The sequence below is a fragment of the Bradyrhizobium sp. 215_C5_N1_1 genome (assembly GCF_052075935.1).
Classification (GTDB): Bacteria; Pseudomonadota; Alphaproteobacteria; order Rhizobiales; family Xanthobacteraceae; genus Bradyrhizobium; species Bradyrhizobium barranii.
Genome location: NZ_CP197228.1, coordinates 3,067,842 through 3,088,668 on the forward strand (window position 1 = coordinate 3,067,842; position 20,827 = coordinate 3,088,668).

The window sequence follows — 20,827 nt, forward strand, 5'->3', positions numbered from 1 at the left end:
CATTGCCGAAGCGTCCCCAAGCAACGCAATGAGGTCGGCCATGCCGCCGCTCGCGCGAGCCAAGGTGCCAAGCCGTTGGTCAGGCTGGTGTCCCCTGGCAGGCCGAATGGCTCCGGACTTACGCTCCGCGCGAATGGCTCACGATGTCTCGCGGGTCGATATCGCGGCTGGAGGCAACGTAGTCGATCTCGCCGCGCGTCGTGCCGATGTCCATCAACTCCCGGTCACTCAAGCCGGACAACGTGCCGCGCACTCTCTGGCGATCGCGACGTGCCTGAAAGACATCCCAGTACTTCCAGATCAGGCCGCGGACATGCCGGGACGATATGGACGCCCGTTCCGGCCACATTGTACCTTGGATCAGGGTCATTGCAGTGCCTTCGGAGGGTGTTTTTCACCCCGAGAAGGTGCCCGAAGACCGACGCGCGTGCTTGACCGACAGCTTACATTTTTCCTACCGGCAGCTTATTCTTGCGACGTCCAGCGGGCCAAAAAGCCCACCCCGGTCGCCCCGGAGGGCTCACCCAAGGGATTCGCACCGTGCGCTATCTCTTTGAGGAGTATGCATTCGACGCCGGTCGGCGAGAGCTGCATCGCGGAGCGGATCGGATCTCAGTTACGCCACTGGTGTTCGATCTCCTCGATTACCTGATCCGCAACAGGGAGCGCGTCGTAGGCAAGGATGAACTCATCGATGCCATTTGGCAGGGGCGCTGCGTGTCCGATGCCGCGCTGACGACCCGCCTCAACAGTGCGCGATGCGCGATCGGGGATTCTGGCGAAGAGCAGCGGCTGATAAGAACACTGCCACGCAGGGGCTTCCGCTTCGTGGGTCAGGTCCGGGAAACGCTTGCCGCCGAGGGCGCAGCGGCCGCCGACGGCGGAGCCGAGACGCCGAAACCTGCGCTCTCGCTCCCCGACAAACCCTCGATCGCGGTCCTTCCATTCGCCAACCTGTGCCCGGATCCGGAGCAGGACTATTTTGCCGACGGTATGGTCGAGGACATCATTTCGGGACTGTCGCGTTCGAAGTCTCTTTTCGTCATCGCGCGACATTCGACTCTGGCCTACAAGGGCAGGGCGATCGACGTCAAACAGATCGGTCAGGAGTTGGGCGTTCGCTACGTGCTCGAAGGCAGTGTGCGCAAGGCCGGCAATCGAGTCCGAATTGCCGGTCAGTTGATCGACGCGACGACCGGCCTGAATCTCTGGACGGACCGGTTTGACAGTGAGATCGAAGATCTTTTCGACCTGCAGGATCGGCTGACGAGCAGCGTCATCGGCGCAATCTCCCCGCGACTGGAGCGCGCCGAAATCGAGCGCGCCCAACGCCAGCCGACCGACAACCTTCAGGCTTACGACTATTATCTTCGGGCATTTGCCTCCTTCTTCAAATTCACCGAGGAAGCAAGCATCGAGGCTATCGAGCTCGCAAAAACTGCCCGCGAGATCGATCCCGAATTCGCGCGTGCATACGCGCTCGGCGCCCGTTGCTATGTCCTGAGGAATGTTTTCGACTGGATCACTGATGAAGCCCATGAACACAGTGAAGCCGCGCGGCTGGCGAGGCGGGCGGTCGAGCTTGACCCGAACGATCCGTCGGTGCTTGCGATGGCCGGACACGCGCTCTCCCAGGTGGCAGGCGAGGTCGAGGAAGGCGATGCTCTTCTCGTGCGCGCGATAAAGCTGGACCCAAACCTCGTCATCGCACGACATTGGAACGGTTGGAGCCAACTCTGGCTTGGTCGTGGTGACGCCGCAATCGAGCAGTTCAACACCGCATTGCGTTTGAACCCGCTTCATCCGCATGGGGGCGCCAATGCCCAGACGGGCTTGGCTTACGCTCATTTTCTTGCTGACCGTCATGATGACGCCTTGGCTTGCGCGGCAGCCGCCATCAGGCTGATACCGATCTTTCCGCCTGCGCAATTCATTCTGGCGGCATGCCATGCGGCGTCAGACCGGGTTGGGGAAGCCCGGCGGATTTGCGACCGTGCGATGCAACTATGTCCCAATAAGCGTATCGATGCCTACACACGGCGATACCGCCGACGGGAAGATGTCGAAAAGCTGACGCAAGCGCTCCGGGTTGCCGGCATGCCGGAATGAGCGTGCGCGGCCGCCTCGCGGCGTGCGGAATCGAAAAGGCCGGACGCTCCCTCCGGCGCCCGGCCTTCGCGTACGAAGCAGCCTTGAGGTTACTTCGTCACCTGGCCGCGGATCTCGCCGCCCGGATTGGCCGCGGTGTGGATGTTGACGTAGAGCTTGCCGGCGAGCAGGTCAGCGGCCTGCGCATCGGTCAGCGTCGCCGAGCCCTCGACCGGGCTGGAGGTCGCATTCGGGATCGCGACCGCGACGCCGGCGTTCTTGCCGGCCTCGGCCGGCCCGTGGAAGTGGGCGGCTGTTGCCGGGCCGGACAGACCGGAATAGGTGACCTTCCAGGACAGCTTCTTGCTGGCGGCATCATAGTCCAGATCGGCGGTTCCGGTGCCGCTGGTGGTGGTTGCTGGCACCTCGGACTTGCCGTCGAGCGTTGCTTTCAGCTTTTCGGCGCCGGCGGGGGCTGCAAAAGCTGCGGCGCCCAGCGCGACCATGGCGATGACGGTCTTGTTCATGACATTCTCCCTGAGACCTCGTTGGCCTGCCAACCTTCCAACATTGGCCGTTTCAGTTTATTCCCGTATCCGGCCGGGGCGGGCTAAATTCTTCGTGGCTGGAGCCGCGTGGACATCGGTCATAAGTTCGCGGCAAGCAATGAATGGATCTGCATGTTGCAACGAACAATTGTCGTGGCGCTGCTTGCCGCGGTCGCTGCTGTGGGCGTCTATTGGTGGCTCAGCGCGCCGGTGGTGGCGGCCGGTGCCGCCGCAGCGCCTACCCATGTCCCCAATCTCGCCAATGGCGAGGTGATGTTCAACGCCGGCGGATGCACGTCCTGCCATGCCGTCCCCGACCAGCCCGATCGCACCAGGCTCGGCGGCGGCGTCGCGATCAAGTCGCCGTTCGGAACGTTCTACGCGCCGAACATCTCCTCCGATCCGACCTACGGCATCGGCAAATGGACCGACGCCGATTTCGTCAACGCGGTCATGCATGGGGTCTCGCCGGACGGACAGCATTATTTCCCGGCCTTTCCCTACACGTCCTATCAGCACGCCAGGCGCGAGGACGTGCTCGACCTCTTCGCCTATCTGAAAACGTTGCCGCCCGTTGCAGGCAAGGTGCGTGACCACGACGTGCGCTTTCCGTTCGACATCCGGCGTAACATCGGGATCTGGAAATTCTTGTTTATGGACGGAAAGCCCTTCGTCGCCGACGGCACGAAGTCGCCGCAATGGAATCGCGGCGCCTATCTCGTCAACAGTTTCGGCCATTGCGCCGAATGCCACAGCCCGCGCAATGCGCTTGGCGGCATTATCTCCGGAGAACGCTTTGCCGGCGGCCCCAATCCGGAAGGCGAGGGCTGGGTGCCCAACATCACACAGAAGCGTCTCGGCGAGTGGAGCGCGAAGGATATTGCCTATTTCCTCAAGACCGGCGAATTGCCCGACGGCGACAGTGTCGGCAGCGCGATGACGCGCGTGATCAAGAACACCTCGCAATTGCCGGACGAGGATCTCGCGGCGATGGCGGATTACATCAAATCGCTGCCGCCGGTGGACGGGCCGCCGCGGCCGAAACGCAAGGAAGGCAGCTAGTCTAGGGTATGTAGCGGAAGTATGCGGCTTTTTGGGGAGGCTCAGGGAAGCCCCGGATTTCAACTAGCCGTGGTGGAGGCTTGCCTTCCATAAGTAGTATCGCAAGATCGTTAAGCACATTTCGTGTTGTGGCGAACGTGTTATGATTTAGTCCGAACAGTTCATCTCCAATTAGACTGACATCAATCGTCCAAAGTCCAGGCAAAACAACTGGCCCGGCATCAGGTACATCTCCTGCGCGCGGGATACCTCCGGCAATACGCTTCGATAGCTGCAAGGCCTTGTCGTTCTTGGATGCGTAAAGTGTAAGCCCCTTAGTGACCTTTGCAACGCCGGAGATGTCTTGAACAAACATGTCTCGGTCCACATCGGGGGCGACCATAATCAACTGCGCGATAGCCGTGGGTGATCGTGTCGCGGCGCTATTTGATAGGGCCTCAACTGCGATCAAGTTCCCCATACTGTGAGCTATCACATCGATGTTGTCATATCCGGCTTTGTAAAGATCGTCGATCACGCGAAGAAAGGCCGTGCGCGAAGCCAACGCGCTTTCTTTGTCATAGAGATAGTCCGCGATATCCCCGCGAGACGGCCATGAGAATAAGATTGTGGTGCCTCTGAACTGAAGATCCCAAGTTATCTGCGCTGCCCGGAAGACGGCGTCGCGGAATTTGGTATTGAAGCCATGGACAAACACGAGAGCCTTTCTCTTCTTCGTTGACGCTAGCGTTTTTATCCATTTCGCTTCGTCTGTTTTCTCGATGCTGCGAATAGTAAAATGCTTCGTTGGGTCAAGTGTGTCTCTTCTCAACTTAAATCCGAAGAGCTTAAGGCTCGAGGGCAATTCTATGTTTCCGATGTGGTGTCCTTCAGGCACCCGGACGCGAACGATCCCGACACTCAGATCAGGGTTGCGCTCGCCTGTGTAGCCGCTGACAGCAGTCCAGCCGTTTAAGCTGTAGACAGGAGGTCCATCGCTTGTGAATGCGGGCTGGGGATGGCCTTCGACATCGGGGGGAGTGTCCGACTGTTTGCGGTTCGTTGCATAGAAAAACTCAACGATACGTGTGTCGATTTTGGAGTCTTGCGCTGCGTTTTCTAAGGATTTGTCCGTATCGTTAGCCCCACTCGCTGTACTTTGATTCCCTTTCTGAATTGCACCGCCTTGGATATCCGGGTCTATTTTAGTGCCGCCGGGTTTAATCGTCGGCTTGATCGGGGCTACTATCACATCAAAAGGCGCGCGCCATGGCTCATCATCTGCCAGCGTGATGGGCCTAAACCTCTCGATAGAAATCCGTTGAATTGAGTTGGGATCAGTGAGGAACTTCCAGTAACTCTCGTACTGTGTGTTCTGAATCAAAAAAGTCACGCTATTTGGTTCGCGCTCGCGCTCCGATGCCGATAGGCAGCCTCGTAGCCGGTCCGAAAAGCGAGCGTATCTCCCAACGAAATTTTTGGCAGCTTCCGGCTGGACAATTGCCGGCATTCGCTCTGGGGCCTTCCGCGAAAACGCTTCGCAAATTTGAAGGACGTCTCGCTCGGCGACGATCGGTTGCGCGTAGCTGCTCCCGAAGCTCGTTGCGAAAGCAATTGACCAAACAGCCAAGTATTTCAACCAATGCTGGGGCACGGCACTCCCCTCAAAATGAAAATGCAAGAGACCGAGCAGGCGTTCGTCGCGGAGTTTCTCTTCGTCCAGTGGGGGCTCCCCAGCGGCCCCGCTCGGTAGTATGCAGTCGTCGTCGGACATCGGCTGTTGAGAGTTGGGAAGGCCGGGCCTCATTGCCACGCTCCAGCAAAGGTGTTGCAGCTCTTCACCAATCCAGTTGCGTAACCGACATCGAACCAATGATGGCGCTGCGCAGCGCTGCCATGAGTGAACGAGTCAGGCACTACGTACCCCAAGGCACTTTTCTGCAGGGTGTCATTGCCTAGTGCTTCTGTCGTGCGAATTGCCGCTGCTATGTCGCTCGCGTTGATCTTCGCTTTCTCTTTAATTTTACGCGCCCAAATGCCGGCGAGACAATCGGCCTGCAATTCGAGAAGAACTTGTAACCGGTTTCTCTCCGCCTCCGTTTCCATGCTCCCTTGAAGCTCGCGCACTTTTGGCATAATTCCCAGCAAGTTCTGAACGTGGTGTCCGATTTCGTGGGCTATCACATAGGCCTGAGGAAGTTGACAGTCGGCGCCGCTCGAATCGCAGGCGTGAAGGTCAGTCTGCATCTCTTGGAAGAACGAAAGGTCGAGGTAGACTTTCTGATCATCAGGACAATAGAATGGTCCCATGATTTTCTCGGCTAATCCGCAGGCCGCGTAGGTGGCGCTTGTGTACAGGACGAGACGGGGTGGCCGATAAGTTAGGCGATCGGATGCGAAGATTGCCTGCCAGACCTCCTCCGTGCTGCCCAGAACTCGCGAAACGAAGAGATACATTTTGTCGCGCGGTGCACCGGTCTGGTCGCCCGACTTCGCTGGAAGCTCAGCATAAAGCCACGCGGCTTGCGCGTCATCGCTACTCGTTGTTGCCGTGAATCCTTCACCGAATAGGCGAGCCCGCATGAAGCTGCCAACCTCGATCTGTTCAGTTTGAGCCACGCCATGACGTTGGTGCGGCCGGACGGTTATTGGCTCCTGGTAGCCGACCGTCATTTCCGTCGGAGGATTAAAGACAACTGAACCCGGACCAATCTTGTCGACTTGGTTACGGAGGATGGCAGCGGGGTCTATCGCTGCTGGGCGAACCGCCCAGGCTAAGCCGCCTGTACAAAGCACCCAGACAGCCACTGCTATCGAAACAAGCGGTCCTTTGGGCATTGCCGGCCCCCGGCGCTCACGATCCGTGCGAAAAGAGCATTCCAGGGTTGTATGTTCAATGAAATATTTCACACTTTGCGCGCGGCATAGGTGCAAGCGATCGGGCCGCCGAATTGTTCCTCCGCGGACCTAAGCGCGTGGGCTACGATGCAAAGGCCCCAACCACTTGGAGACTATCCGTTTTTTGACCGGACATTGGCGCGACGGCCTGTTCGCGAAGCGTCGTTCTCAGGCCGCGGCTTTGAGGGATTGCTCGCGATAGGCCCAGGGCAGTAGCTGGTCGATGTCGCGACTTGGATGTTCGTTGACGATTCTCGTCAGGACGTCGTTGAGATAGGCAAGCGGGTCGATGCCGCGGATTAATCGTTCGACCGTATTGTTGTGGAGTTCGACGCGGTCGTCATCGATGAAGCGCGTTGAGCCTTGCCAGCGCGAGAGGGTGTCGAGCGCTGGATGATGTGTGCGATGGCTAAAATCCGAAGAACTCACTTTGAGCACAATTGGTCCGCTGCGCTGTCTCGGAAGCGGACTTCCCATCCGGCCCGCTGTGAGTGCAAACCCTAGCTTGCGCCAAACGCCTTGAAGGTGATGATGGTGAGGGTGTCCTGGATGCCCGGCAGCACCTGCACCTTCTCGTTGATGAAGTGGCCGATGTCGGTGTCCTTGTCGACGTAGAACTTCACCAGCAAATCGTAATGGCCGGCCGTGGAGTAGATCTCGGAGGCGATCTCGGCTTCGGCAAGCGCGTTGGCGACCGTGTAGGACTGGCCGAGCTTGCATTTGATCTGGACGAAAAAAGGAACCATTGCAGTCACTCCGAAGGCATATCTGGCGGCTAGAGCCATTTCCGCTCCGATGAAATCGGAACGGGGCTCTAGATTCTAGTTTTGACGCGTTTTCTTCACGCGAACCGGTATCCACTTCGCTCGAAAACGCTCTAATAGGCCAAAACCGGCCGGATTTAGCAAGCAAACTTGCTGCCCTCGGGCGCAAGCGAACTTGCCGCCCCCCGGCATGCGCGCTAGGACGGACTATGGTCCCGAGGAAGCGGAAAATCGCCCCATGACGACGCCCGTGGCGCTCACCATCGCCGGCTCCGATTCGAGCGGCGGCGCCGGCATCCAGGCCGACCTGAAGACCTTTGCCGCGCTCGGCGTCTATGGCGCCTCCGCGATCACGGCGCTGACGGCGCAGAATACGCGCGGCGTCACCGGCATCCACGCGGTGCCCGCCGAATTCGTCACCGCGCAGATCGATGCCGTGTTTTCCGATCTCGAGGTCGGCGCGGTGAAGATCGGCATGGTGGCGCAGGCCGCCAGCATCGATGCGATCGCGGGCGCGCTGTCGCGCTGGAAGCCCGAGCATATCGTGCTCGATCCCGTGATGGTCGCAACCTCGGGCGATCGCCTGCTCGCCGCGGAGGCCGTGGAAGCCCTGCGCAAAAAACTGATGCCGCTGGCGTCGGTGATCACGCCTAATCTGCCGGAGGCCGCGGCTCTGCTCGACGAGCCCGTCGCGACACGCGAGGCCGAGATCGAGAGCCAGGGGCGCCGGCTGCTGGGGCTGGGCTGCCGTGCGGTCCTGATCAAGGGCGGGCACGGCGAGGGCGCCGAAAGCATCGACTATCTCGTCGATGCCGACAACACGATCGCGCTTGCGGCGCCGCGGGTCGCCACCCGCAACACCCACGGCACGGGGTGCTCGCTGTCCTCGGCCGTCGCGGCGGGGCTTGCCAGGGGCGAGGATCTGGAGCGCGCCGTGCGGAACGCCAAGGCCTGGATCAGCGCAGCGATCGCGGCCGCCGACCGCTTCAGCGTCGGCCACGGCCACGGGCCGATCCATCATTTCCACAAATTTTACTGATCCGGGCCGCGAGCGCACCGCCAGCGGCGCGCGGGACCGCTGCCATTAACCTGTTCAGCCATGCAGTTCCGGGGTCTTGCGGAGGCCCTTGCGGCGTCATGTCGCCTGATTGTCGCATGCGACTGATATTCGCGGGACGGGCGAGGCGAGGTTTGATTCGTATCCGAGGGTGCCTCAAAGGTTCATTGGTCATCCCCCTGTCACGGGATATTGTTACAGGCTGTCGCATGGGAAGTTACGATGTGAGTGACGAGAGCCCTGAAAGGCGCTTTCGCACGTTGTTCATCTCCGACGTTCATCTCGGAGCCCGCGGTTCTCAAGCCGATCTGCTGCTGGACTTCCTGCGCTACCACGATGCCGACACGATCTATCTCGTCGGCGATATCGTCGACGGCTGGGCGCTGAAATCGAGCTGGCACTGGCCGCAATCGCATAACGACCTGGTCCAGAAGCTGCTGCGCAAGGCGCGCAAGGGCGCCAAGGTCATCTACATTCCCGGCAATCACGACGAGTTCCTGCGCAACTATTACGGCACGCATTTCGGCGGCATCGACGTGGTCGAGAACACCGTCCACACCGGCGTGGACGGCAAGCGCTATCTCGTCATCCACGGCGACATCTTCGACCTCGTGGTGCAGAACGCGCGCTGGCTCGCCCATCTCGGCGACAAGGCCTATGACTTCGCGATCCAGATGAATCGCTTCGTCAACTTCTTCCGGCGCATGTTCAAGGTGCCCTATTGGTCGCTGTCGCAATGGGCCAAGCAGAAGGTCAAGAACGCCGTCAACTATATCGGCGCGTTCGAGCAGGCGCTCGCCGCCGAGGCGCGGCGTCACGACGCCGACGGCGTGATCTGCGGCCACATCCACTATGCCGTGATCCGCGACGAGGGCGGCATCCGCTACATGAATTGCGGCGACTGGGTCGAGAGCTGCACGGCGCTGGTCGAGCATGACGATGGTCATTTCGAGATCATCACCTGGGCGGATCAGGCGCGGAAGCCGGCACAAGTCCCGCAGGTCGCAGCAAGGGCCGCTTGATGCGCATCCTGGTCGCGACCGACGCCTGGCACCCGCAAGTCAACGGTGTGGTTCGGACGCTGACCAAGCTCGCAGACGCCGCCAAGGGGTTCGGCGTCGAGTTCACGTTCCTGACGCCGCAATCGTTCCGCACCTTCGCGATGCCGAGCTACCGCGACGTGCGGCTTGCCATGCCGCGCCCGGCGCGAATCGCGAAGCTGATCGAAGAGGCGCGCCCCGACAGCATCCACATTGCGACGGAGGGGCCGATCGGCCTGATGGTCCGCCGCTACTGCCGCCAGCGCAAGCTGCCGTTCACGTCCAGCTTCCACACCCGCTTTCCCGAATATGTCCGCGCCCGCGTGCCGGTTCCGGAATCCCTGATCTGGCGGGCGCTGCGCCGATTTCACGCGCCCAGCCGCGCCGTGATGGCGGCAACGCCTGCGCTCGCTCGCGAGCTTGGCGAGCGTGGCTTCGACAACGTCGTGCTGTGGCCGCGCGGCGTCGACACCAGCCTGTTCCACCCCCGTGGGATCGACCTCTGCCTGCCGGCGCCGGTGTTTCTCTCGGTCGGCCGGGTTGCGGTGGAGAAGAATCTCGAGGCGTTTCTCGATCTCGATCTGCCCGGTACCAAGGTGATCGTCGGCGACGGCCCGGCGCGGGTCGCACTGGAAGAAGCCTATCCGGATGCGATCTTCCTGGGCGAGAAGCACGGCGAGGCGCTGGCGGCAATCTATGCGGCGGCCGACGTGTTCGTGTTCCCCAGCAAGACCGACACGTTCGGCCTGGTCCTGCTGGAAGCGCTCGCCAGCGGCCTGCCGGTTGCGGCGTTCCCGGTGAAGGGCCCCCGCGACGTGATCGGCGATGCACCGGTCGGCGCCCTCGATCACGATCTGCGCAACGCCTGCTTCGCGGCGCTCGACGTGTCCCGGCAGGACTGCGTCGAATTCGCCGCCAATTACACCTGGGAGGCCTCGGCGAGGGCGTTTGTGGACAGCATCAAGGCGGTTGGCGCGGTGCTTCCAGGCAGGAATGGGGCGGAGCAGGTTAGTTTCGTAGCCTGAAAACCAAGGTCCATCTTGCCCCGCGCCTCGTCCGGCGCGATAACATTAGGCATGACCGAACAGCTCCTCCCGATCGGCCCTGCCGATATCGATGCAGCAGCACGCGTGATCGCGCCCTTCGCCATCCGCACCCCGCTGTTGTCCTTTCCCGTGCTCAACGAGCGCGTCGGCGCAAAGGTCTTCCTGAAGCCCGAGATGCTCCAGCGCACCGGCTCCTTCAAGTTCCGCGGCGCTTTCAACAAGGTCGCCTCGATCCCGCAGGACAAGCGCGCCGGCGGTGTCGTCGCGTTCTCGTCCGGCAACCACGCCCAGGGCGTGGCGGCGGCTGCCAAGATCCTCGACATGCACGCGACCATCGTGATGCCCGCGGATGCGCCGCTGTCGAAGCGCGAGCGCACCAAATCCTACGGCGCCGAGGTCGTGCTGTACGATCGCGACCGCGACGACCGCGAGGCGATCTCGCGCGGCATCGCCGAGAAGCGCGGCGCGACGCTGGTCAGGCCCTATGACGATCCGTTCGTGATCGCGGGGCAGGGCACCGCAGGTCGTGAGATCGCGGAGGACATGGCTGCGCTCGGCCTCAGTCCCGACATCGTGGTGGCGCCGGCCTCCGGCGGCGGCCTGATCGCGGGTGTCGCCACGGCAGTGAAGGCGCGCTATCCGCGAGCCGAGATCGTGGTGGCCGAGCCCGAGGCGTTCGACGATCACGGCATTTCGCTCACCGCCGGCCACCGCGAGCCGCACGGGCCCGCGGGCCGCACCATCTGCGATGCGCTGATGGCCCTGATCCCCGGCGAGATGACCTTTGCGATCAACAGCAAGCTCTTGGCGCGCGGCGTGACTGCATCCGACAAGGAAGTCGGTGCGGCCGTGGCCTTTGCCTATCGCGAGCTGAAGCTGGTGGTCGAGCCGGGCGGTGCTGTCGGTCTTGCCGCGCTGCTTGCCGGCCGCCTCGACGTCGCCGGGAAGAACGTCGTCATCGTGCTCTCCGGCGGCAATGTGGATGCGGATCTGTTTGCCGAGCTGGTTGCTTAGGTTTCGGACCTTCTAACATGACGAAGGGGCAAAGCGTCGCCGCTCCGCCCCTTTGTCGTTTCGCTTGTGGCGATCAGCGCATGAAGCCGCGGTGATTGTTTCCGCTGCCCATGGAGGGCGCCTGGTTCATCGACTCCCGGAAGTTGTTGCCGCCGTTGTTGACCACACGGTTGGTCGCATTGAACTGCGGGCGGTTGTTCTGCTGGTTGTTCTGGACCTGCACCTTGTTCACCGGGTTGTTGTTGAGCTTCACGCCGGTGTTGACGCGGATCGGGTTGTTCTGCGTCTGAACGACCGGCTTCGTATCGACGGTCGTGCCACCCTTGCCGACATTCACCGGCATGCTGACGATCTTGCCAGGCGTGCCTTTGGTCGTGCCGTTATTGTTGCTGCCGCCATTCTGCGTATTGTTGGTCGCGGGCAGCGTCACGATCTTGCCGGTGCCGCCATTGGTGTTGGTCGTGTTGGTCGGCGCAGGCAGGGTGACGATCTTGCCCGGGGTCTGCGACGGCGTGCCGTTCGGCTGGTTGTTGCCCGCCGGCAGGTTGACGACCTGACCGCCACTGCCGAGCTTGCCGATGACGTTGCTGTCCACCGGCTTCTGCACGACCGGCAGGTTGCCGTTCACTTGCGCACCGCCATTGCCCTGCTGCATCAGCGGCATGTACTTGGGCTGGCCGAGATTGCCGACCTTGAACGTCGGAGCAATGTTCTGCGGCGCCAGGAACTTGGTCGCCTGCATCAGGGGGATCAGCTTTGGCTGCACCTGGAGCTTCAGCGCGACTTGCGCATAGGGGCTGTTGCCGTAGCTGTCATAGAAGCTCTTGTAGCCGAGCGGGGAGTTCGCGAGCACCGCCTTGTGCCAGGCCTGCGTGATCAGCAGGTTGTTGAGCAGCCAGCGGATATGGTCGCACAGCGGGTCGTGCGGGTACATCTGGATGAACTCCTGATAGTACTCCGGACGTCCCTCGGACACGACATAGTCATAGGCCTGGCGCGTCGAACGGCCCGGCAGGTTGGAGGCCATCTGCACCACAGGCGCATTCACCGGCGCGCGGGTGGCGGCGACAGCGGTGTCGCCGAAGAAGGTGAAGTCCGAGGTCAGCGACGAGCTTTCCCACGGGATCTGCGCGCCGCTGGTGGTCTGGTTCACTTCGAGGCGCACGCGCTTGAACAGCTGCTCGATCGGCACGTTGGGTTCGCGCGCGACGTTGAGGAAGGCCTGGGTGTAGGGGCTGTGGCCGTTGGCGCCGTCCTGTGCTTCCGCACCCGGCGCGGTCGAGTAGCCGACGATCGAGCCGTTCGGCGCATCGACGATGGCGAGGCCGCGGCCGGCGTCGTTGACATCAGGGAACGGATTGTTGCGGCAGGCATCGAGGATGACGATGCGCATGCGGCTCGGGATCGTCTCCAGCGTCGACATCACGTCGACCAGGCGCACCGAGTTGCTCACGAGCTCGGTGGGGTTCGAAACCTTGGCATCGATGGGAACGAGATAGTTCTCGCCGGCGAGCTGCACGCCGTGACCGGCGTAGTAGACCATGGCGACAGTGTTCGGACCCCGCGCGGAGACCTTGGCGGAAAAGTCCTGAACGACGCGGAGCATGTCGTTCTGGGTCAGGTCGGTCGCGGCAACCACCTCGAAGCCGGCGGAGTTCAGGAACTGCGCCATCGACTCCGCGTCATTGTCGGGGTTTTGGAGCTGCGGCGCGTTCTTGTAGTTGGAATTGCCGATCACCAGCGCGAGCCGCTGCTCCGGCCCTTGCAGCGCGGCGGGGGCAGGCTGGACCGGGGCGACTTGCGCGGAAGCGGGGCCGCAGGCGAAGCCGAACAGGCTTCCCACGAGGCTAGCCGTCATCAGGAAAGGCTTTAGGCGGAACATGGCGTGCTCCTTTGGCACTCATCTCGATGCGAGATTGGTTGCGAGGAAGCTTGGCCGCGTTCGAGCCCGTGGTCCGTGATCGCATCACCATGGTAAGCTGCGTGATCTGAATCACGCTTTGGAACCTGCTATGGTGAACGGCCGATGACCGGCCGCGTCGGTTCGGCCCGCGAAGACCATGCTTTTTGGGGACATGCCGTCACATGCTCGGCAAGCTCTCGCGCCCGGAATTCCATCGCGCGGCGGCGGCGAGCTTTGGTGTGGTGCAGGTCGGCGACAGCAGGGACTATGGATGCCTCCTGATCAGGAAGGGCGTGACCTGAATCGCGATGAGATTGGGGCGAACGGTCATCGCGCTCCAGGCTGCTGTTTGAACAAATCTCCGCGCTAGCCCCGCCCCACCAGATGAGCCGCCGAGCGCCAGGCGTGCTGCGACAGGGCTTCGAGGTTTCGCACCGCCTCGACACGAAGCAGGGCGGCGTCGGCGGTCAGGGTTCCATTGGCCACCGCACCGAGCGTCGCTATGCGATGGGTGCGCAGCATTTCGGCGAGCTGTGTCGTACAACGCTCGAGCTCGGCGATCGCCTCGTCGGGCGGGTCGGCGCGCGGACCGGCCGTGGCGTCGCCGGCACGCGAGGCGGGTACGGAGTGCAGCGATCCGTCGACGCGGGGCGGCACCCCCACGCCGCGCGCAATCGCAGCCGCGCTTCGCATGACTTCGGCACATAGCTCTCCGGCGCGGATATCCCCCGGTCCGCCTGCCACCGAAGCGAAATTGTTTCCTTCACTTGCGAGGTCCGTCAGCCGAGACGCGTGGTCGAGGGCGTGCAGCGTGCTCGTCAGACGCTGTTGCCCGTCGTCGGTCTCAGGCGGTCCAGCTACATCCGACAGGAATATTTGTGCCTGGCGCACGGCATCGGCCGCCTCCTCTACGGATACAGCGTCCTTCCCCAGGCGTATCGATCCAGCGCGGCCGGCCAGTTTCGTCTCGACCGAACTGCACACCGTCAAGAGCACGCGCGCGATCGTGCGCCGTACCGCTTCCACCGCCACGATCGGGGTCTCAAGCGCCGAAGGATCGAGACATCGCGTCAGCGGCGAGCCGCGCTCGGGCAGAATCCGTTCGACCAGTCGCGCGAACGGGTTGATCAGGGGCAGCAGGACCGCGACACCGACGACGTTGAAGGCCGTGTGGTAGCCGGCCAGCAGCGTGACGCCGTCGATCGTGTCAGAGGCGAGCAGCAGCAAGGGCGTTACTATGGGAAAAGCCACCAACGCGATGAGTGCGGCAATCAGCTTGAAAAGAACGTAGGCGATGGCCAGCCGCTTCGCGGTCGGGCTCGCGCCAATCGCGGCCAGGGCGGAACTCGTCGCTGTTCCGATGTTCTGGCCGATGATCAGGGCGCAGGCCTGGTCCAACCCGATCGCGCCCGCGAAATAGGCGGACAGGGTCACCGCGATCGCGGCCGTCGACGATTGCATCAGCGCGGTCATGACCAATCCGATCACGACCAGCGTCAGCACGCCGAAGAGGCCCGACCACCATGACACACCGGGACTGCCGAGAACTGCGGGCAGGTCCGCCGGGTGCAATCGTTCAGCCAGCCCGCCCATGCCCTGCTGCAGGGTCGTCAAGCCGAACAGCACAAGTCCGAAGCCGGCGAGCGCGGCGCCGACCCCGGAGATTCGTCCCCTGCCGAGAAGCTTGGTCAGCGCGCCGACGAAGATCATCGGCAGCGCCGCGGCCGTGAGCGAGACGCGGACGCCGATCAGCGCGACCAGCCAGCCGGTGCCGGTGGTGCCGATATTCGCGCCGAAGACGAGGCTCAACCCTTGCTGGAAGGTCAAGAGGCCGGCGCTGACGAGACCGATCGTCGTCATGGTCGTTGCGCTGGAGGACTGCACCAGCAGCGTGACCACGGCTCCCCAAAACGAGCCAAGCAGCGGCGTCGACGCAGCCTTGCCGAGCACCGCGCGTAGCGCAGAGCCGGCCAGCGTCTTCAGGCCATCCGTCATCACGGTCATGCCGAGCAGGAAGAGACCTACCCCGCCGAGCGTCGAGATCGCCGTGGACATGTGCGCTCCTTCCGACAGGGCACCATGAATAGCGAAGCAGACAGTACAGCAACGGAGTGCTGATAGGTCGGATCAATCATTGCACGATGGTCGGGCTGCCCGCGTTTCGGATGGGCGTGATCAGCCGGGAGCACGTCATCAAATCGGTCCAGCCGCCCGATCGCCGCGAGCCAACGCATAACGATTCCGCGAAAGCCGGCATGGCTGCGTGTGCGGGATTTGATCGAGGCAGCGATAGTCTCGCACTCGAATTTGAGTGGCCTGTCTGAACCTTACTGTTTATGGTCGGTCCATGTCGCGCCTTATGTGTCTATCCATTGCTGTCATCCTGTCGCTGCTGCCCGCCGTCGCGCCGGCTGCGTCCAATCAAAAACGCCCCAAACAGGCCTGGCATGGCTACGGCTTTCTGCCGGGCTATCGCCAGCCGCTGAGCAACAGCATTCCGCTCTACAAGCAGAAGGAGGCGATGCGGCGCATGTCGCGCAGCGACCGCCGCCACTGGTACATCGACCCGGTGCCCCAATATTACGGCTGGGATGGCGAATGGCGCTATTTCGGTCGGCCCGGCTTCGGCGGCGGCCGCTACAATGGCGGCAGCTTCGGACCGTGCTGGACGCGGACCCCGATCGGCGCGGTCTGGAACTGCGGCTGATCAGCCTCGCATCGATTCGCGGAATGCTTCGCGCGACAGATTTCAATCGTAACCGAATCCGGTTCGGCTGAAACCGGGCTGTCTTTCCGGTGTCCTAGCTCTTGTCCGGACCTCGCGGTTTCGGATGGAGTTATTGGCATGAATGATCGGTTCAAGGATAAAGTCGTCATCGTTACCGGCGCCGGCAGCGGCATCGGCGCCGCAGCCGCAAGGCGCTTTCACGGCGAAGGCGCCATTGTCGTGCTGAACGGGCGCCGGGAGGTCAAGCTGGCTGAAGTCGCCGCCGAACTCGGCACCGATCGCTGCATGATCCGATCTGCCGACGTTTCGATCGCCGCAGATGTCGAGCGCCTGGTCGCAGACGTGGTCCGGCAATTCGGCAGGATCGACATTCTCGTCAACAATGCCGGGACGGGCGCACTGATCGATTTCCTGGGCTCGCCGGTCCAGCTGTGGCGAGATCTCTTCGCGGTCAATGTCGACGGTGTCCTCTACATGACGCGCGCCGCGCTTCCGCACCTGATCGAAAGCGGCGGCTCGATCGTCAACGTGTCGTCTCTCAGCGGGCTTGGCGGTGACCGGGGTTTGAGCTTCTACAACGCCACGAAGGGTGCCGTCAGCAATCTCACACGCAGCCTGGCGCTCGACTTTGGCCCGAGAGGCGTGCGCATCAATGCGGTGTGCCCATCATTGACCCTCACCGACCTGACGATGCCGATCATGGAGCAATATCCGGAATTGTTCGCGAAGCTGGTGGAACGTATCCCCTGGGGCGCGCAGCCCAGTCCGAGGAAGTCGCGAGCGTCATCGCATTTCTCGCAAGCGACGACGCCAGCTTCGTGAATGGGGTGAACCTTCCAGTCGACGGCGGCGTCGACGCATCGACCGGGCAGGCCCCCTTCGCGTAGCGCGGCTAGGTTTGCGAGACCACCCGTGCAGCAGCCTGGGTCCCGGCTCTGCGCCGCAACTGCCTACGCGTTGCAGCTTGTCCGGGACACGAGAGAGGGTGCGGTGATTCACCTTGTTCCGTCATTGCGAGCGCAGCGAAGCAATCCAGAATCTCTCCGCGGAAAGACTCTGGATTGCTTCGCTGCGCTCGCAATGACGATGTGGAGAGCGCGCGCCCCTTACGAGAAGAACGCGATCTTCTCGGCCTGGGTCATGCGGCGGATTGGCGCCATGGGGTCGTTGGCCGCCGCGCGGGGCTTTTGCAGGATGCCACTGGCGAGGATGGTGGCGCCGAGCGAGGGCTCGGGCAAGGAGGCGGACAAGGGCGAGGGCATCGGAAGCGTCGCGGTCGGCGCCGCACCGAATGTCGCGGCGGCCGCCATGGCCGGGACCGGCTGCTCCATCACTTCGGCGGCGGCCTCCGCAATGGCGTCGGTGAGGCGCGCGAGCGAGTCCATCGCGATCGGCGCGTCTTCGGCGGGCTCCTCCGCGACTGCGGTGGCGGCCGGCTCGGCTGCGACCGGCTCGGGAAGCTCTGCGGCAATCGGGGCTGCGACTTCTGCGGCCATCGACTCCGGAATGGCCGCTTCCAGCTCGACCGGTTCGGTGATCTCGTCGAACTCCGGATCGGGCGCGGCCATTTCCAGCGCGATGGCATCGAGTATGGCTTCGTCCTCGGCTTCCGCGGCGGCGTCGAGCGAGACCCCGTCAGTCACCTCAGTGAAAGCGGCGGCCTCTGCGACCTCCTCTTCGGGTCCGACGTGATTGCCGGCGATGAACTCCGGCTCGATGGCGACGTCCATTGCCTCCTCGCCAACGGCGAGTGCTTCGATGGCGCCGGCCGCTTCGACCGCTGCTTCGGGCGCGGGAGTCGCTGCGATGTCCTGCGGCGCCTCCGTAAGAGCCACGGGTGCTTCGGTGGCCATCGCAGCAGGCGCGGGATGCACCGCCGCTTGCGGCGCTGTGTCGCCGTCACCATCGAGCTGCTCGACCCGATCCCTGAGCAGATCGAATGCAGCCTTGAGCTCGACGCGGGGGTCGATGGTCGATAGCTGTCCGCAAGCCGCCTCGATGGAGGCGAGCTGCGAATCAATGAGATCGCAGATTCGCCCGTCGGCGCCGATCTCGCGCCAGCGCCAGGAGATCTCCTTGATGATGCGCACGCCGCGCGGAATCGGCGCGAGGCTGGCCTCGATCGCCGCAGGATCGAAGGCGGCGATCGCGATCGTCTCGGCCTCACGGATGGCGCGGCGGATCTCGACCAGCGCCTCGGGCAGGCGATCCTCGACGACCGGTTGTCGCTGTGCCGCAAGGGTTTCTTCGATTTTCGCGACCGCATCGAGCACCATGCGGGTATCTGCATTGCGATTGCGCTTGGCATATTCGCCGAGGAACCAGCGGCCGCGCGCGGTCTCCATGAAGGCTTCGCGGATCGCGTCGTAATCCTGCTCGTTCGGCTCGGCCGCACGGGCAGACATAGGCGAGAGGGCGAATGCTTCGTTGGCCATGACAATCTCGTCGCGCAAATCACTACGCGTTACTGTAACGATCACCACGATATCGACCGAATCGCAATTGGTTTGATGGCAGGCGAATCACAAATCCCCACGCAAGCTGCCGTGAAGCGGCGATTCGCCGTGAGCCTGGCGCTGTTCTATTCGGCGGTCTTCGCGGTGTCGGGCACGCATCTGCCGTTCTTTCCGCTCTGGCTGAAGGCGATCGGCATCGACGCAAGCTGGATCGGCCTCATCAACGCGCTGCCGGCGATCACGCGCTTCACCACGCTGCCGCAGATCACCGCCCTTGCCGAAAGGCGACATGCCATTCGCGCCGGCATGATGGTGTCGGTGCTGGCAACCGCGATCGGGTTCACGGCGGTCGGCCTGCAGCAGCAGCCGCTGGCGCTGTTCCTGATCTATGCGCTGACCTGCATGATGTGGACGCCGACGACCCCGCTGACCGATGCCTATGCGCTGCGCGGCGTCGCCCGCTACGGGCTCGATTACGGACCGTTGCGACTGTGGGGTTCGGCGGCCTTCGCCGCGGGCTCGCTCGCCTGCGGCTTTCTCGTCGACCACATCGCTGCGCGCGATCTGATCTGGATCATCGTCGCGTGGGCCGTCGTTGCGGTCGCCGCCAGCCTGCTGCTGCAGCCGCTCGACGATGTCAGGCGGAGGACGAAGGAGACGCATGCCGGCAAGGCCTTGCTGCGCGATGGCGGCTTCTGGGCCGTCATCGCGTCGGCCGCACTGATCCAGGGCAGCCACGTCGCCTATTACACGTTCTCGGCCATCAACTGGCAGCTCCACGGCTTCGGCGGGCTGACGATCGCGGGCCTCTGGACGCTGGGCGTGATCGCCGAGATCGTCGTCTTTGCGCTGTCGCCGCGGTTCTCGCTGCATCCGTCCACGCTGATCGCAATCGGCGGCGTGAGCGCCGTGGTGCGCTGGATCGTCACTGCGCAGGAGCCGCCGCTCGCGCTGCTCGTGATCGTGCAACTCGGCCACGGCCTCACCTTCGGCATGACCATCGTCGGCACCATGAACCTGCTGGTGCAGCGCGTGCCATCGCATCAGATCGCGCGGGGGCAGGGCTATTATGCCGCGTGCAACGGGTTGCTGGGCGCAGCAACATCGATCGCGTCAGGTGCGATCTACGCCCGCATCGGCGACAGCTTGTACTACGTCATGGCCGCGATGGCCGCGGCCGGCGCGCTCGTGATCTGGTCGGCGCGGCATCGACTCAAGGCTCATCCCCAGAGCGAGGAGGCGGGCGGATAGACCAGACTGTCGTCGTAGCGCAGCCCGTGGTCGCGGTCGCGCGCGAGCAGCAGCGGGCCGTCGAGATCGACGAAGCGCGCCTGCGGCGTCACCAGCATTGCGGGTGCCATCGACAGCGAGGTCGCGACCATGCAGCCGATCATGATCTCGAAGCCGAGCGCCTGCGCCGCGTCGGCCATCGCGAGCGCCTCGGTGAGGCCGCCGGTCTTGTCGAGCTTGATGTTCACGGCGTCGTAGCGCTCGCGGAGCGGCGCCAGCGATTTGCGGTCATGCACGCTCTCGTCGGCGCAGACCGCGAGCGGCCGCTTGATCCGCGCCAGCGCGCCATCCTTCCCGGCCGGCAGCGGCTGCTCGACCAGGGTGACGCCGACGGCGTCGCAGGCGGCGAGATTCTGCTCCAGATTGGCCTCGGTCCAGGCCTCGTTGGCATCCACGATCAGTTCGGATTCGGGGGCGGCCTTCCGAACCGCCGCGATCCGCTGCGGATCGCCGTCGCCGCCGAGCTTGATCTTGAGCAATGGCCGGTGCGCGGCCCTGGCCGTCGCCGCCGCCATCGCCTCGGGGGTGCCCAACGAAATCGTGAAGGCGGTGGTGCGCTCGCCCGGCACCGGGCGGTCCAGCAGGTTCCAGGCCCGCAGGCCGGTCGCCTTGGCCTCGAGGTCGATCAGGGCGCAATCCAGCGCGTTGCGGGCGGCTCCCGGCGGCATGGCGGCTTGCAGGGCCTCTCGCGACAGGCCGCCGGCGACGGCCGCCTGCATGGCCTGGATGGCCGCAAGGGTCGCCTCGGGCGTCTCGCCATAGCGGGGATAGGGGACGCATTCGCCGCGACCGGTGAGGCCGTTGCGGCTCACTTCGGCCACAACGGTCACGGCCTCGGTCTTGGCGCCCCGGCTGATGGTAAAACTGCCGGCGATGGGAAATCGCTCGATTCGCGCGGCCAGGGCCGGAACTTTGCTGGAAGTCATTTTGAACTCTGGCGAAATCTGAACCTGC

The 20,827-nt window shown here is 63.3% G+C and carries 18 protein-coding genes and 2 pseudogenes; 10 read left to right on the plus strand and 10 right to left on the minus strand.

Going from position 1 to position 20,827, the window contains the following annotated elements; genetic code table 11:
• Positions 1 to 118 precede the first annotated feature (118 nt).
• Positions 119 to 370: a DUF1127 domain-containing protein gene (locus AB7G19_RS14365; RefSeq protein ID WP_063982216.1), complete on the minus strand. Its 252-nt coding sequence runs from the start codon at positions 368 to 370 to the stop codon at positions 119 to 121.
• 170 nt (positions 371 to 540) lie between these two features.
• Here AB7G19_RS14365 and AB7G19_RS14370 point away from each other — a divergent pair, with 170 nt between their 5' ends.
• On the plus strand, positions 541 to 2,109 hold the full coding sequence (locus tag AB7G19_RS14370; protein WP_354130482.1) for a winged helix-turn-helix domain-containing tetratricopeptide repeat protein: 1,569 nt from the start codon (positions 541 to 543) through the stop codon (positions 2,107 to 2,109).
• A gap of 89 nt (positions 2,110 to 2,198) precedes the next feature.
• Here the strand turns inward: AB7G19_RS14370 and AB7G19_RS14375 are convergent, their stop codons facing one another.
• The gene (locus AB7G19_RS14375) at positions 2,199 to 2,615 is read right to left on the minus strand and encodes a CHRD domain-containing protein (protein WP_014493929.1); all 417 of its coding nucleotides are present in this window, start codon (positions 2,613 to 2,615) and stop codon (positions 2,199 to 2,201) included.
• A 153-nt stretch (positions 2,616 to 2,768) separates the two neighbouring features.
• On the opposite strand from AB7G19_RS14375, the gene AB7G19_RS14380 reads away from it, so the two are divergent.
• Positions 2,769 to 3,698, plus strand: a complete 930-nt coding sequence (locus AB7G19_RS14380; RefSeq protein WP_063986235.1) for a c-type cytochrome — start codon at positions 2,769 to 2,771, stop codon at positions 3,696 to 3,698.
• Position 3,699: 1 nt separating this feature from the next.
• Here the strand turns inward: AB7G19_RS14380 and AB7G19_RS14385 are convergent, their stop codons facing one another.
• From AB7G19_RS14385 to AB7G19_RS14400, 4 genes and pseudogenes are all read right to left on the minus strand, one after another.
• Positions 3,700 to 5,484 carry an alpha/beta hydrolase gene (locus AB7G19_RS14385; RefSeq protein ID WP_354130481.1) on the minus strand — a complete coding sequence of 595 codons (1,785 nt, stop codon included), beginning with the start codon at positions 5,482 to 5,484 and terminating at the stop codon, positions 3,700 to 3,702.
• Complete coding sequence (gene ypfJ / locus AB7G19_RS14390) at positions 5,481 to 6,515, minus strand: KPN_02809 family neutral zinc metallopeptidase (protein ID WP_354130480.1); 1,035 nt, start codon at positions 6,513 to 6,515, stop codon at positions 5,481 to 5,483. The genes AB7G19_RS14385 and ypfJ overlap by 4 nt, the downstream gene beginning before the upstream one ends.
• Positions 6,516 to 6,743: 228 nt before the next feature.
• Positions 6,744 to 6,953: pseudogene (locus AB7G19_RS14395) on the minus strand (transposase domain-containing protein); the annotation flags it as partial.
• Between the two features lie 122 nt (positions 6,954 to 7,075).
• Complete coding sequence (locus tag AB7G19_RS14400; RefSeq protein WP_014493934.1) at positions 7,076 to 7,321, minus strand: Lrp/AsnC ligand binding domain-containing protein; 246 nt, start codon at positions 7,319 to 7,321, stop codon at positions 7,076 to 7,078.
• A gap of 256 nt (positions 7,322 to 7,577) precedes the next feature.
• On the opposite strand from AB7G19_RS14400, the gene thiD reads away from it, so the two are divergent.
• The 4 genes from thiD to AB7G19_RS14420 all read left to right on the plus strand — a co-directional run bounded on the left by thiD (position 7,578) and on the right by AB7G19_RS14420 (position 11,496).
• On the plus strand, positions 7,578 to 8,378 hold the full coding sequence (gene thiD / locus AB7G19_RS14405; RefSeq protein WP_231142347.1) for a bifunctional hydroxymethylpyrimidine kinase/phosphomethylpyrimidine kinase: 801 nt from the start codon (positions 7,578 to 7,580) through the stop codon (positions 8,376 to 8,378).
• 227 nt (positions 8,379 to 8,605) lie between these two features.
• Positions 8,606 to 9,418, plus strand: coding sequence for a UDP-2,3-diacylglucosamine diphosphatase (locus AB7G19_RS14410; RefSeq protein ID WP_028153339.1), 813 nt, complete (start codon positions 8,606 to 8,608; stop codon positions 9,416 to 9,418).
• Positions 9,418 to 10,461 carry a glycosyltransferase family 4 protein gene (locus AB7G19_RS14415; protein WP_354130478.1) on the plus strand — a complete coding sequence of 348 codons (1,044 nt, stop codon included), beginning with the start codon at positions 9,418 to 9,420 and terminating at the stop codon, positions 10,459 to 10,461. The genes AB7G19_RS14410 and AB7G19_RS14415 overlap by 1 nt, the downstream gene beginning before the upstream one ends.
• A 51-nt stretch (positions 10,462 to 10,512) precedes the next feature.
• On the plus strand, positions 10,513 to 11,496 hold the full coding sequence (locus AB7G19_RS14420) for a threonine/serine dehydratase (RefSeq protein WP_282523676.1): 984 nt from the start codon (positions 10,513 to 10,515) through the stop codon (positions 11,494 to 11,496).
• A 73-nt stretch (positions 11,497 to 11,569) separates the two neighbouring features.
• Here AB7G19_RS14420 and AB7G19_RS14425 read toward each other — a convergent pair whose 3' ends face one another.
• The gene (locus AB7G19_RS14425; protein ID WP_441267889.1) at positions 11,570 to 13,378 is read right to left on the minus strand and encodes a caspase family protein; all 1,809 of its coding nucleotides are present in this window, start codon (positions 13,376 to 13,378) and stop codon (positions 11,570 to 11,572) included.
• Between the two features lie 203 nt (positions 13,379 to 13,581).
• On the opposite strand from AB7G19_RS14425, the gene AB7G19_RS14430 reads away from it, so the two are divergent.
• The gene (locus AB7G19_RS14430) at positions 13,582 to 13,701 is read left to right on the plus strand and encodes an RbsD/FucU domain-containing protein (protein WP_441267890.1); all 120 of its coding nucleotides are present in this window, start codon (positions 13,582 to 13,584) and stop codon (positions 13,699 to 13,701) included.
• A 64-nt stretch (positions 13,702 to 13,765) separates the two neighbouring features.
• Here the strand turns inward: AB7G19_RS14430 and AB7G19_RS14435 are convergent, their stop codons facing one another.
• Positions 13,766 to 15,454, minus strand: a complete 1,689-nt coding sequence (locus AB7G19_RS14435) for a Na/Pi cotransporter family protein (RefSeq protein WP_441267891.1) — start codon at positions 15,452 to 15,454, stop codon at positions 13,766 to 13,768.
• Positions 15,455 to 15,746: 292 nt separating this feature from the next.
• On the opposite strand from AB7G19_RS14435, the gene AB7G19_RS14440 reads away from it, so the two are divergent.
• Both AB7G19_RS14440 and AB7G19_RS14445 read left to right on the plus strand, forming a co-directional pair.
• Positions 15,747 to 16,106 carry a hypothetical protein gene (locus AB7G19_RS14440; protein ID WP_354130475.1) on the plus strand — a complete coding sequence of 120 codons (360 nt, stop codon included), beginning with the start codon at positions 15,747 to 15,749 and terminating at the stop codon, positions 16,104 to 16,106.
• A 138-nt stretch (positions 16,107 to 16,244) separates the two neighbouring features.
• Positions 16,245 to 17,014: pseudogene (locus tag AB7G19_RS14445) on the plus strand (SDR family NAD(P)-dependent oxidoreductase).
• A gap of 219 nt (positions 17,015 to 17,233) precedes the next feature.
• Here the strand turns inward: AB7G19_RS14445 and AB7G19_RS14450 are convergent.
• Entirely contained in the window at positions 17,234 to 18,562 is a 1,329-nt protein-coding gene (locus AB7G19_RS14450; protein ID WP_354130474.1) for a hypothetical protein, read from the minus strand.
• A gap of 75 nt (positions 18,563 to 18,637) precedes the next feature.
• Between AB7G19_RS14450 and AB7G19_RS14455 the strand changes: the two genes are divergently transcribed.
• Positions 18,638 to 19,834, plus strand: coding sequence for an MFS transporter (locus AB7G19_RS14455; RefSeq protein WP_441267892.1), 1,197 nt, complete (start codon positions 18,638 to 18,640; stop codon positions 19,832 to 19,834).
• On the opposite strand, the gene dgcA is transcribed toward AB7G19_RS14455, so the two are convergent.
• A complete protein-coding gene (dgcA, locus tag AB7G19_RS14460) occupies positions 19,804 to 20,799 on the minus strand; it encodes an N-acetyl-D-Glu racemase DgcA (protein WP_354130472.1) in 996 nt (331 codons plus the stop codon). The two genes, AB7G19_RS14455 and dgcA, sit on opposite strands and share 31 nt — an antisense overlap.
• Between the last annotated feature and the right edge of the window lie 28 nt (positions 20,800 to 20,827).

Excerpts from the sequence above, each read along its gene's own strand:
- AB7G19_RS14455 (WP_441267892.1), top strand. The coding sequence starts at position 18,638 with ATGGCAGGCGAATCACAAATCCCCACGCAAGCTGCCGTGAAGCGGCGA.
- AB7G19_RS14435 (WP_441267891.1), bottom strand. The coding sequence starts at position 15,454 with ATGTCCACGGCGATCTCGACGCTCGGCGGGGTAGGTCTCTTCCTGCTC.
- AB7G19_RS14365 (WP_063982216.1), bottom strand. The coding sequence starts at position 370 with ATGACCCTGATCCAAGGTACAATGTGGCCGGAACGGGCGTCCATATCG.
- AB7G19_RS14450 (WP_354130474.1), bottom strand. The coding sequence starts at position 18,562 with ATGGCCAACGAAGCATTCGCCCTCTCGCCTATGTCTGCCCGTGCGGCC.
- AB7G19_RS14385 (WP_354130481.1), bottom strand. The coding sequence starts at position 5,484 with ATGAGGCCCGGCCTTCCCAACTCTCAACAGCCGATGTCCGACGACGAC.
- ypfJ (WP_354130480.1), bottom strand. The coding sequence starts at position 6,515 with ATGCCCAAAGGACCGCTTGTTTCGATAGCAGTGGCTGTCTGGGTGCTT.
- AB7G19_RS14380 (WP_063986235.1), top strand. The coding sequence starts at position 2,769 with ATGTTGCAACGAACAATTGTCGTGGCGCTGCTTGCCGCGGTCGCTGCT.
- dgcA (WP_354130472.1), bottom strand. The coding sequence starts at position 20,799 with ATGACTTCCAGCAAAGTTCCGGCCCTGGCCGCGCGAATCGAGCGATTT.
- AB7G19_RS14410 (WP_028153339.1), top strand. The coding sequence starts at position 8,606 with ATGGGAAGTTACGATGTGAGTGACGAGAGCCCTGAAAGGCGCTTTCGC.
- thiD (WP_231142347.1), top strand. The coding sequence starts at position 7,578 with ATGACGACGCCCGTGGCGCTCACCATCGCCGGCTCCGATTCGAGCGGC.
- AB7G19_RS14415 (WP_354130478.1), top strand. The coding sequence starts at position 9,418 with ATGCGCATCCTGGTCGCGACCGACGCCTGGCACCCGCAAGTCAACGGT.
- AB7G19_RS14420 (WP_282523676.1), top strand. The coding sequence starts at position 10,513 with ATGACCGAACAGCTCCTCCCGATCGGCCCTGCCGATATCGATGCAGCA.
- AB7G19_RS14430 (WP_441267890.1), top strand. The coding sequence starts at position 13,582 with ATGCTCGGCAAGCTCTCGCGCCCGGAATTCCATCGCGCGGCGGCGGCG.
- AB7G19_RS14425 (WP_441267889.1), bottom strand. The coding sequence starts at position 13,378 with ATGTTCCGCCTAAAGCCTTTCCTGATGACGGCTAGCCTCGTGGGAAGC.
- AB7G19_RS14440 (WP_354130475.1), top strand. The coding sequence starts at position 15,747 with ATGTCGCGCCTTATGTGTCTATCCATTGCTGTCATCCTGTCGCTGCTG.
- AB7G19_RS14375 (WP_014493929.1), bottom strand. The coding sequence starts at position 2,615 with ATGAACAAGACCGTCATCGCCATGGTCGCGCTGGGCGCCGCAGCTTTT.
- AB7G19_RS14400 (WP_014493934.1), bottom strand. The coding sequence starts at position 7,321 with ATGGTTCCTTTTTTCGTCCAGATCAAATGCAAGCTCGGCCAGTCCTAC.